The 11,089-nt window shown below is 46.9% G+C and carries 9 protein-coding genes; all 9 read left to right on the forward strand.

Annotated features, from left to right (window positions below; translation table 11 throughout):
- Positions 1–233: 233 nt before the first annotated feature.
- The 9 genes from KH703_RS03355 (at position 234) to KH703_RS03395 (ending at position 10,963) form a co-directional block, all read left to right on the forward strand.
- Entirely contained in the window at positions 234–1,175 is a 942-nt protein-coding gene (locus tag KH703_RS03355; protein WP_291937906.1) for a TAXI family TRAP transporter solute-binding subunit, read from the forward strand.
- Between the two features lie 8 nt (positions 1,176–1,183).
- Positions 1,184–3,265, forward strand: a complete 2,082-nt coding sequence (locus KH703_RS03360; protein ID WP_304294136.1) for a TRAP transporter permease — start codon at positions 1,184–1,186, stop codon at positions 3,263–3,265.
- A gap of 1,258 nt (positions 3,266–4,523) precedes the next feature.
- Positions 4,524–4,763 (forward strand): hypothetical protein, encoded by a 240-nt coding sequence (locus tag KH703_RS03365; protein ID WP_304294138.1) that lies wholly within the window; start codon positions 4,524–4,526, stop codon positions 4,761–4,763.
- An 884-nt stretch (positions 4,764–5,647) separates the two neighbouring features.
- A complete protein-coding gene (locus tag KH703_RS03370; protein WP_304294140.1) occupies positions 5,648–6,106 on the forward strand; it encodes a CidA/LrgA family protein in 459 nt (152 codons plus the stop codon).
- Positions 6,103–6,795 (forward strand): LrgB family protein, encoded by a 693-nt coding sequence (locus tag KH703_RS03375; protein WP_005873245.1) that lies wholly within the window; start codon positions 6,103–6,105, stop codon positions 6,793–6,795. Before KH703_RS03370 ends, KH703_RS03375 begins: the two co-directional genes overlap by 4 nt.
- Before the next feature lie 9 nt (positions 6,796–6,804).
- Positions 6,805–7,371, forward strand: a complete 567-nt coding sequence (locus tag KH703_RS03380) for an AAA family ATPase (protein ID WP_005873246.1) — start codon at positions 6,805–6,807, stop codon at positions 7,369–7,371.
- Positions 7,372–7,633: 262 nt separating this feature from the next.
- Positions 7,634–8,779 carry a cytochrome C gene (locus tag KH703_RS03385; protein ID WP_304294142.1) on the forward strand — a complete coding sequence of 382 codons (1,146 nt, stop codon included), beginning with the start codon at positions 7,634–7,636 and terminating at the stop codon, positions 8,777–8,779.
- 50 nt (positions 8,780–8,829) lie between these two features.
- The gene (locus KH703_RS03390; protein WP_304294143.1) at positions 8,830–9,888 is read left to right on the forward strand and encodes a hypothetical protein; all 1,059 of its coding nucleotides are present in this window, start codon (positions 8,830–8,832) and stop codon (positions 9,886–9,888) included.
- Between the two features lie 319 nt (positions 9,889–10,207).
- Positions 10,208–10,963: a hypothetical protein gene (locus KH703_RS03395; protein WP_304294145.1), complete on the forward strand. Its 756-nt coding sequence runs from the start codon at positions 10,208–10,210 to the stop codon at positions 10,961–10,963.
- Positions 10,964–11,089 lie beyond the last annotated feature (126 nt).

Below are 11,089 nucleotides of genomic sequence, written 5' to 3' on the forward strand. Positions count from 1 at the left end.
ATTTATAGCGTTTATAGCGTTAATTTTATCCACGGGCGTTTGGATTTCAAGCTTAGAATTTTATCGCGGTAAAATTCCGCATATCAGAGCAGATCACCGAGCTACTTTGATATTAAATCACCTGCGTCGCGATGTGTAAAATCGTAAATTTGCGCGAAATTCGATCTGTTTTTATTAGAATTTTATAGAAATTTAGCAATACTTTCAAACTTTTAACTCAAAAAGGAGCAAAGATGAAAAAATTTTCTGTTGCTTTGGCCGGTTTGGCCTTACTAGCTAGCGTTTCAGGCGCTAAGGAGTTCATCAATATCGGCACCGGCGGTATGACCGGCACCTATTATCCAGTAGGCGGCGCGATTTGCCGCTTGGTAAATATGGATAAAAATATGAAATGCTCCGTGCAATCGACGGGCGGCTCGACGTATAACGTCAATAACGTGCTTAAAAAAGAGCTAAATTTCGGCTTCGTTCAAAGCGACGTCGTCTATGATAAATACAACGGTACGGGCAAATTCCAAGGCGCGGCGGATAAAAATTTACGCTCCGTAATTTCGATCTATCCGGAGCTTTTGGCTTTCGTCGTCTCTAAAGAGAGCGGCATCAAAGCCTACGGCGACGCTGCTGGCAAAAAGATCAATATTGGAAACCCGGGCAGCGGCAACGAGCTAACCAGCACGATAGTTTTTGAAAACTACGACTTCGATCTTAAAAAGCTCGCCCAGCACGGCGTCCTAACCGCGCAAGAATGCCCTATGGCGCTAAAAGATAAGAAAATCGACGGATACTTCTACGTCGTAGGACATCCGACCGCAAATATCACCGATGCGGCTACTTCGCTTCCTATCGACTTAGTTAGCATCGACGATGAGCATATTAAAAAGATTCTAGAAAAATATCCGTATTTTGCCAAAGGCGTAATCCCTGCAAAAATGTATGACGGCGTAGATCACGATACGCAGACTATCGGCGTAAAGGCCGTGCTAGTAACCGACGCTAGCCAAAGCGACGAGGCGGTTAGAGCGGTAGTTAAGGCTATACTTGATAATTTTGACGAATATAAAAAGCTACACCCTGCGTTAAATTTGGTAAGCAAAGAATCTCTTTTAGAGGGGCTTAGTGCGCCGCTTCATCCTGCGGCAGAGGCGGTGTATAAAGAAGCCGGACTGCTGAAATAGGCTAGTTGATGGAGAAATCTACACAAAACGACGAGCAGGTTTTAGAGGTAAAAAGTAGAGAATTTACCTCTAAAAAGCTCTTCTGGCTCGTGACGCTGGTCTGCTTCGCGTGGTCGGTCTTTCAGCTTTACATCGCGTATTTTACGCTAAATACAAATATCGCGCGCTCAATCCACTTGGCGTTCGCCATTTTTATAATTTTTTCGCTTTTTCCATTTCGCCCGCGTTCTAAGGCGCATTTTTATATCCCGTTTTACGATTATATTTTATTAATCGTCGGAGTCGCCGCGATCTTGTATCCTGCGATAGAATTTAACGGGCTAGCGCAGCGCCCGGGAAATTATCTAACCAGAGATATCGTAGCAGCCTTTATAGGTATTTTTATCCTTTTTGAAGCAGGTCGTCGTATGATGGGACCAGCGCTTGGCATTATCGCTTTTACCTTTCTTCTGTATTGTTACTTCGGCCCCTATATGCCAGATATCATCGCGCACCGCGGCGCAAGCTTTGAACTGCTTGCAGGGCATATGTTTTTAACGACAGAGGGCGTATTCGGCGTACCGGTAGGGGTCAGCACCAGCTTCATCTATCTGTTCGTGCTATTCGGCGCGCTTTTGGAGCGAGCCGGAGCGGGGCAGTATTTTATAAACGTAGCGTTTGCAATTTTAGGTCGCTTCCGCGGAGGACCCGCCAAGGCTAGCGTAATCGCCAGCGGGCTAACCGGCATGGTAAGCGGCAGCTCGACCGCAAACGTCGTGACAGTGGGCACTTTTACGATCCCGCTAATGAAAAAGGCAGGGCTTACCGCCACTAAGGCGGGCGCTATCGAGGTCGCTGCGGGCGTAAACGGACAGCTCATGCCGCCTATCATGGGTGCTGCGGCGTTTATCATCGCAGAATTTTTAGGTATGAGCTACACCAACGTAATGATCGCAGCGGTGATCCCTGCCTTCGTCTGCTATGCGGGGTTATTTTTTATCGTGCATCTGGAAAGCTGCAAGCTAGGGCTTCGCGGCAGCCGCGATTACGCCAAGGTTTCAAAGCTAAAAATTATATTTAGCGGCATTCATTACATAATACCGATTTTGGTGCTTCTTTTTACTCTATTGATTCTGAAAGAAAGCGCGATCTCTGCGGCGTTTAACTCAATCTGCGTGCTATTTTTGATAATGATCGTACAAGAGCCTGCTAAAAAAACGATATTTGGCGAAAAAGTTGGCAAGTCCGATTTTATCGCCGGCTTTGTCGATATCTTTTGGGCTATGGTGGGCGCTGCTAAAAACATGGTCACCGTAGCCGTTGCCACCGCGCTAGCGGGCATCATCATCGGCTCGATCTCGCTTACCGGGCTGGGACAGGTTCTTTCAGAGCTCGTAGAAGCAGTCGCAGGAAACAGCATAGTATTGATACTTCTGATGACTGCGATAATGAGCCTGATTTTGGGCATGGGACTTCCTACGACGGCGAATTATATCGTCGTTTCAAGCCTGATTGCGCCAGTGATTTTGATACTAGCGGGCAAAAACGGCTTTTTGATCCCTGCGATCACAGTGCATCTTTTCGTATTTTATTTCGGAATTTTAGCCGATGATACCCCGCCTGTGGGTATTGCCGCATACGCCGCCGCGGGCATTGCAAAGGCAAATCCCGTAACTGTGGGACTTCAGGGCTTCGTGTATGACCTGCGCACCGCGGTACTTCCGTTTGCGTTCTTTTTCAACAACAAGCTGCTTTTGATCCAAAGCATCGGCGATCCGATGGATTCAAAAAGTATCGTTTGGATCAGTGATCCACTGCAAATCGTGCTGATTTTTGCCACGGCGATCGTGGGTATGTTTGCCTTCAGCTCCTCGCTGCAGGGTTGGTTCGTAACCAAGTGCAATATGGTAGAGCGCCTGCTATTGCTGCTAGTAACACCGCTAATGCTGGTACCTAATATCTGCGCGAAATTCATAGAGTTTATCCCAAGTGAATACGCAAGCTACGGCATCGGCGCTGCGATCTACGTGCTAATTTTTGCTAAGCAGTGGTTTTTAAGACCCAAAGACTCTAGCGATACTCACGCCGAAAATAGTGTGCCTGCGGCGTAAATCTAAATTTGATCCCGCTAAATTTTAAGATAAATTTGCGGGGTCTTATTAAATTTTACCCTTTTGCGCCTAGTTTTAAATTAAGATCAGATCCTTTATTTAAATTTAATCTCAGCAGATTTACGACATAGCGATAACTTGAGTTTAAATTTAGTGCAAACTCGGTTTCAATTTATCTAGTGTAGCGCGCCAATACACATGCGGCATCATGCATGGGCGAGCGCGGTAAATACGGTGCGAACCTTTCGCAGCGGCTTGACAAATTATACGGGATGCGGCATGCAACGTACGCAGTTCACCAATCTCGCTGGCAATGAAATTTATTTAACCTACATTGATGCACGACATAATGCACCGCGAACCTTCGCCTTTCGCATAAAATTTCAAATGCTCTGCTGCGCGGTTGATGGTCTAGATTTTTAAAGAGCGCGCGGCGCGAAATTTAAAATCAACAACAGCGCAGTGTGGCACGATCTAAAACTCGCGGCAGTAATATGGCGCTGTATATGGCAGCGTAAAATTTACGATGCAATGTTACGCGTAAAATTTTAATCTTGCGGCGATCAATCGGCGCAGAGCGCATACACTAAGCGCAATTAAAATTTTAAGAGCACACGACGATGCGTAGTCTTGCAAAATTCTTTCGCGGCGCGCATCGCGACGGCTCGTAAAATTTAATCCAGCGACGCGCAATTAATCGTGATGCTGTAAATTTAACTTGCGCCTGCGTAAACTACGCATGCGGGCGTGAAATTTCACGGCGGGCGAGTGTATGAAATTTTAAATTTCATGACAAGGCGCGAGAACGGCTCGGCTTAAATCTCAAGCGCGATTTTTGTATGAAATTTAGCAAGTAAGATTTTAAGTGAGAGATTTCAAATGCCAAACTCGCGCAAGTTTTGCGCCAAATTTTTGTGTAAGGCTTTGCGTAGAATTTAACGAAATTTTTTGCAATTTCTATGTTGATTTTGCACTAAATTTAATGAAATTTCACGTAAAATTTAATAAAATTACGCGGACTGAGCTCGGCGCGCGAAAGCCCAATCAGCCAAAATCTAGCGCACTAAAACCGGGGCGCGATAAATTCGCTAAAGCTTACGAGCAAGATTTAGCGTCGTCGAAACTCAAAGATAAGATTTAATTGCTATCAAAGCTTGAGAAAAAAATGCCGCCGCCGAAGCTCGCAGACAAGTTTTACCATCACGAGCACGGAATTTGGGCTTTCGTTTAAGCCGAAATAAAATTTAAAGGAGAAAAAATGCAAAGTTTCAAATGGCAAATTTCAAAGCGGCTCAAGCAGGCGATGCGCGAGCGAGATATCGACAATCTCACGCTCGTGCGCCGCACGGACGAGCTGTATTCGCGCTCGCACCCGGGCCACGACGAGGATATGCGCGCCGAAGTTTACGCGGTTTTGGACGAATACGCGCCCAACGTCGATATTGAAATTTTTGATCTAGTCTGCAGGGTGCTCGGTATCAAAATCGAGCTAGGCTAAGCTTTGCGCGGGATTTGCCTGCGCTTTTTGCTCGAGCGGCGGCGCTAAATCGGTTTTTGAAATTTTATTTAATTTGGCTTTGCACTGCGACGCTGATCGTATCGCGAGCCGCGACACCGCTCTTGGCCTTAGAATACGCAGCGCATGGCATTCGCGCCGTGCTTGTCATTTGCGACACGTGAATTTCGAGTCGGCTAAAACGAGCCGTCGCTCATACGACCGCGCCCGCCGCAAAATTTGCTAGCGGCGTGTCTTACGCGGTATTAAATTTTAACGGCGCCGTAAAATTTAGTAGCGACAGCACCCATATCCGCGAGACGCGGATCGTGAAATTTAAACTCGAGCGGCTCGAACTTCGTAATTTAAGCACCCGCTTGCCCGTTCTTTAAATTAAGCGCGCTTGTTTATTCGCCGAAATTTAACTCAAATTTAAACGCTCGCTCGCAGGAATTTTAAAAATTACCGCACGATAGCATCAGCTCGCGCAGCTTCCAAACAACTCGTACTATCCAATGTGCGCCTGGCTACTCCACGCGATGTGCTTTTGCGCCGTGAAGTCTGGAGCAGAGTTCGGCGCAGAATTTTGTGTATAAAATTTCATTCACGCAGCTGGCTCTCAGATAGCTTAACCGGCGGCTCCAAATTCTGAACTCCGATCAAAATTTATTCTAATGGCTTAAAATTTTAAATTCCAATCAAAATTCACTCAAGCGGCGACAAATTAGCGATTAAAATTTGAAATTTTAGAAGTGAAATCCCGCGCTCCTGCTTGCGATCAAAATTTTAAATTTTGCCGCAAAATTTCGCCCAAAACCCGCAAGATTAATATCTATTTTAACTGCAAAGTGCTAAATTTAGCGCTAAATTTTAATCCGAGGTAAGCTTTGAACTACTTAATCCAATTTAGTGTGATTTTAGGAATATCTTTTGTTGCGGAGATTTTGGCGGCGCTCGTGCCTGTGCCGATCCCCGCTAGCATCTACGGACTAGTCATTATGCTTTTAGCCCTGATCTTCAAACTCATCAAAGTATCGCAGATCAGAGAAACCGTGTCATTTTTTATGCAGATTATGCCTGTGATCTTCATCCCGGCGGGTGCCGCGATCATCATCGCAGGCGACGCACTACGCCAGCATCTTTTCGCAATCATCGCGATTACGGTAGTTTCTACGGTAGTAGTCATCGGTGCAAGCGGCGCGGTAACGCAAATTTTTTATAAAATCGCCCTCGCCCGCGTTAAGCGCAGACTCTACGCAGCCGCACATGAACAAGACGGCGTGAATACAAAGGGTGTGGATGCGAAGCTGGAGCGCGAAATTTTATCCGGAGACGACAAAAAATGAGAGAAATTTTAATGAACTCCGCTTTTTTCGGCGTGTTTTTGTGCCTGGGCTCATTTGAGCTGGGACTTTATCTAAAAAAGCGCTTTAAGCTAACGATTTTCAACCCGCTTCTAATCGGTATCGTGCTTACCGTCTGCGTGCTTTTACTCTTTAAAATTCCATACGAAAAATTTAACGCCAGCGCCTCGCACATTAGCTTTTTCTTAACGCCGATTACCGTTTGTCTAGCTGTGCCGCTATACGAGCAGCTGGCGCTTTTGCGAAGTAATTTTTTAGCTATTTTTGCAGGACTGATTTCGGGTATGATCGCAGGACTAGGCAGTATTTACGCGATGTCCGTGATATTTGGGCTAAATCACACAATGTATGTCACGCTACTGCCGAAATCCGTCACGGCGCCAATCGGTATGGGTATCAGCGAAAGCTTAGGCGGCATCGTGACACTAACGGTGGCCTGCATCATCGCTACGGGTATCATCGGTAGCGTATTTGGCGAGGCACTACTTAAAATTTTTGGCATCAAAAAGGCGATGGCAAAAGGTATCGCCCTAGGCTGCGCGAGCCACGCGATGGGAACGGCGCGCGCTCTTGAAATCGGTGACGTAGAGGGCGCAATGGCGTCTTTAGCAATGGCGGTTACGGGGCTTCTTACCGTCATCGGTGCCGGTATTTTTGCACATTTCATCTAAGGAGAAAATATGATAATCTCGATCGCTAGACAAACTGGCGCAGGCGGACGCGAAACCGCGCGCAAACTAGCCGAGCGCTTAGGCTACACCTATCTAGCCAAGGCGGATCTGCTCCGCAAAGCAGACGAGCTTGGCTGCTTCGAGCAGATGTATGAGTTCTACAACGAAATGCCCGTAAATACGCTACTTCAGGCAATATCGCACAACGAGCTAGCCAATGAGCAAAAACGCGATCGCATCGTAGCAATCTACGAAAAGATCGTCTCGGGCGGCAACGTTATAGTGCTTGGGCGCTGCGCGGGGTTTTTCTTGCGCGGACATCCAGATCTGCTGACGGTATTTTTGCGCGCTAGCGATGAGTTTAAGCTTGCCAGATTAGAAAAAGAGGGTCATACTGACGCGCGCGAGTATATGGAAAACAGCGACGCAGGCAGGATGAGCTTTCATCAATACTACACCAACCAAGTCTGGGGCGCGTCCGCAAACTACAATATCTGCATCGACACATCGTATTGCGGCATCGATAATGCGGTAAATATCATCGAGTATCTAGTCAAACATCACATTGAAAAGTGATTTGCGCCTAAGCGCACAAAAGTGGAATTTGTCTTTTCAAAGATGAATTCCGCTTTATCTCGTAAACCCGCCTTATTTCTATCGCAATTTAAAATTCACATCTCTTTTTAGCTTAAATTCCATTTAAAAATAACGCATTTAGGTGTATTATAAAGCCTCTCGTTCAATGCGACATTAAATTCTAAACCGCGTTTACTCACTGAAAAGCGGTAAAATTTAGCTAAAATTTGATGGAATTTAAATCCAAATTTAAGGAGATAAGATGCAAAGCAAAGCCCATCTATGCCCGCAGTGCGGCGAAAACACGATCTATTTCGACGGCATCTGCCACTCATGCAGCCAAAGGCAGAGGCGAGAGAAGATTTTAAACCTAAGCGCGGACGAAGCGGAGGCGATGATCCTAAAAATCGTGGACAGAATCGATGAGATCGAAAAATGGGATGAGATTTGTAACGATTTTTGGGCGTTTTTTAGCCTGCACGACATCCACGATCCAAGGATCGCGCGAGCTGCGGCGGCGAGGGAAATCTACTATCCGCCCGAACTCTACTTCGGCGCGCCTAATGACGTAAGAGACGCGCTCATAGCAAAACTAGACTCGCTACAAGATAACTCCAAAAACGCGCTAAATCACCTTCTGTGCTCGCTTGCATGGCAGGGCGATGAGAAAACGGCGGAGCTATTTTACGAGCTGTATAAAAACCCGAGGCCGTGGCGCAAAAAGCTCTACGTAGGAACAGATTTTTACGCGAAAATTGGCGGCTGGAGCTTTGACGAGACGGGCGAGCGCAAATCGTTAGTTTTCGATAAATGCCTCACAGCAGTGCGCGTAAAAAATGGCGCGGATGAAAACCGCGAGCTCGCAAATAGCGGCGTAAATTTAAACACGGATGAGTCTGTACAGATCGGCGAGCCTACGGGACAAAAGTGCGAGTTTTGCGGCTGCGAGATACTTGATATGCTGCGCCTAAAAGCATCCGAGCCGCAGCTTGCGTTTTTAAATTTAAAGCACGACGCGATCTTTCGCTGTTGCCCGACCTCCGTCGGCTCGGTAATGTATTTTTGCAAATGCGGCGCGGACGGCAAGCTACAGATGCAATGCGAGGGCGAAGGGATGGAGAAAAGCTACTTTTCGCAGCAGGATATGGCGCGGCTGAGTGGTATGAAATTTAAGTTAAGCGGCGAGGTTTCGCCATTTTACGGCTGCTTTGGCGAGCTTGATACGACCGTGGGAGGCTATCCGCAGTGGGTGCAGGACGCCGAGTATCTAGCCTGCCCTAGCTGTGGCGGGACGATGAAGCATCTAGCGCAGATCCCATTCGGCGAGCTGGTGCAGGGCGAGGGGGTCATATACGTGCAAATTTGCGAAAAATGCGAGATTTTGGGCGGTTGCTTTCAGTGCACGTGAGGCAAATTAATTAGCTATAATGCAAGCAAAATTTGATTTAAGGAGAAAAAATGGGGTTATTTGGTTTTGGTAAAAAAGCTGAAAAGGCGCAAATTCCAAGCACTTTTGCCGGCAGAGTGGATAAATTTTGGGCGGAATTTAGCGGCGTGATAGACGAGATCAAGGCTGATCTGGCGGCGAAGGAGTTTGAAAAGGCGATGCAAAAGACCGACGAAAAGCTTCGCATCTGCCTTGCGGAGCCCTATTTTATGACGGGGCTTGCGGGCGATAAGCTTGATTTGGTGCTAACTCCCGAGGGTATGAGGCACCGATTATTTTGGCTAAGCTTCATCAAAAACGCTATGCCTAGGCAGCTTGAATCCAAAATGCTCTGCACGCTCGGAAAGCCGCGCGCGCCGCGAGGTATCGGCGGGATCGAGATGTACGATACGCACGTAAACGCCGAGGAGTCGATGATCTACGCGCAGTTTAACGAAAGCGACGTGGATATTAAAATTTACAACGAAAACCTAGCGGCTCTACTCGCGCAGGACGAAGGCAAGGCCTATAACCTTAGCTTTATCCTGCTTGACAATATGATCGGCGAAACGGCGGTCATAAATACGCTAGGCGAGCTTGAGGTGCTGGCCCAGCCCAAAGAAAACGGCGTGCCGCTAAGCGAATTTGCCGATCTGGTCGATGAGAAATTCGGCGAAAAAGCCGCGCGTGAACCGCTAAAGAATTTTTTCAGCTATGAGATGCAGCCGCGCGGAAGCGAGGTGCGCGAGGACGTGATCGTGGGCACCACCTGCCTAACGGCCATCGTAAATCAGTACCTAAACGGCGAGCGCGACATCTACAACGAAGCCTTCGAGCTCGGCATCAAATTTTGCTTTCTTAGCATTGATAACGACGGCGACGTGCAGGCGGGCTTTGATCTGCGAAACAAGATTGAGGACGAGGAACTAGAAAGCTGCAGCTCGTTTCTAGATATAATCGGCGGCGCAACCGGGCAGAAGCGCGCATACATCGATCTCATCTGCTACGACGAGGAGAAGCTGAAAGAAAAGGTGAGCGAGCTTTGCAAAAAATACGGCGCGAATATCGAAATCCATGACTTTAAGCGGTAGCGGCCTCTGTTTTTACGGCAGATAAATTTGAAATTTTGCGCCATCGCAGAAAATAAATTTTAAAATTCTACGCCGCGTAAAATAAATTTAAAATTTGCCGCGCCGCACGCTTTTCGTTCAGTTTTACCATTTCACCGACACGCGGTAAAATTGAGCGAGCCGTGGGCTTACGATATAAATTTTGGCGATTTAGCAGTAAATTTTAGTAAAATTTGCGAGGTTCGCAGCGCAAATTTGCAGCGATAAAATTTTGCGTTGGCTTCGGCGCAAAGCGCGCCGATTAAGAAGCTTAGGGAAGATAAAATTTTAAGGGACGAACATGAAAATTATCTCGAAATTTAAAGATAATTACGATTTTATGGTGTCAAAATACGGGCTTGACGAGACTTTGGTCTATGACCGCAGAAACTCTACTCTAGTCGGTGCTGACAAGCTATGGAGGCTTGACGAGGGCGATAAAAAGGAGTTTGAAAGGAAGCTTAGCGGATACCGCTTTATCGGCGGTAAATTTATAAACTGGAGCAAAACTGACGTAAATAAACTGCCGCGCCTGCTTCACTCCGTGATTTTCGTGGGTAAGAATTTGATCCATATTTTCGCCGCGCAAGGTAAAATTTACACAAGCCTAGAGTTTGACGAGACGGAGCTAAGAAGGCAGTATCAGAAGGACAGAACTTTGAGCTTTAGCGATGGATTTCGCGCCCATATCGTCTCGCGGCTCAGCAAAGTCGGCGAGCAGGCTACGCGCGAGGAAATTTTGCAGCTCGTGGCGCTAGAAGACGACCGCAAAACGACACTAAAAAATATTGTTCGCGACGATATAAGCAAAGATGAAATTTTGAGCGCCCCAATCGTATTTTTTAAGCTCACACAGAACATTCACACCGCGGCGATAAATCCACAGCTTAACGCGATGGGGTTTTATCTGGATACCGACTTTGTCTGGCAAAGCTTAGTCGAGTTTTTATCCGCCAAAAAGGACGCCTCTGCTCCGACGGGCACGATACCAAATAATATAAAAATCGCTAGCAAGGGCTTTGACGTAAAGCGCTCGTTTCGCCCAAAAATGAAATAATTCGGCTCGCGCAGCAAATAATCCGTGCAAATCGTCGCTAGAATTTATACCGTCCTGCTTCGCTGTTTTGACGCGCCTCATAAATCGAGCGAAATTTTATAAATTTTTATAAGTTTCGACGAGCAA

Origin of the sequence: Campylobacter gracilis (genome assembly GCF_018374135.1) — a bacterium.
Classification (GTDB): Bacteria; Campylobacterota; Campylobacteria; order Campylobacterales; family Campylobacteraceae; genus Campylobacter_B; species Campylobacter_B gracilis_A.

Coding starts and splice junctions, on each gene's coding strand:
- KH703_RS03355 (WP_291937906.1), top strand. CDS start 234: ATGAAAAAATTTTCTGTTGCTTTGGCCGGTTTGGCCTTACTAGCTAGC.
- KH703_RS03360 (WP_304294136.1), top strand. CDS start 1,184: ATGGAGAAATCTACACAAAACGACGAGCAGGTTTTAGAGGTAAAAAGT.
- KH703_RS03365 (WP_304294138.1), top strand. CDS start 4,524: ATGCAAAGTTTCAAATGGCAAATTTCAAAGCGGCTCAAGCAGGCGATG.
- KH703_RS03375 (WP_005873245.1), top strand. CDS start 6,103: ATGAGAGAAATTTTAATGAACTCCGCTTTTTTCGGCGTGTTTTTGTGC.
- KH703_RS03380 (WP_005873246.1), top strand. CDS start 6,805: ATGATAATCTCGATCGCTAGACAAACTGGCGCAGGCGGACGCGAAACC.
- KH703_RS03385 (WP_304294142.1), top strand. CDS start 7,634: ATGCAAAGCAAAGCCCATCTATGCCCGCAGTGCGGCGAAAACACGATC.
- KH703_RS03390 (WP_304294143.1), top strand. CDS start 8,830: ATGGGGTTATTTGGTTTTGGTAAAAAAGCTGAAAAGGCGCAAATTCCA.
- KH703_RS03395 (WP_304294145.1), top strand. CDS start 10,208: ATGAAAATTATCTCGAAATTTAAAGATAATTACGATTTTATGGTGTCA.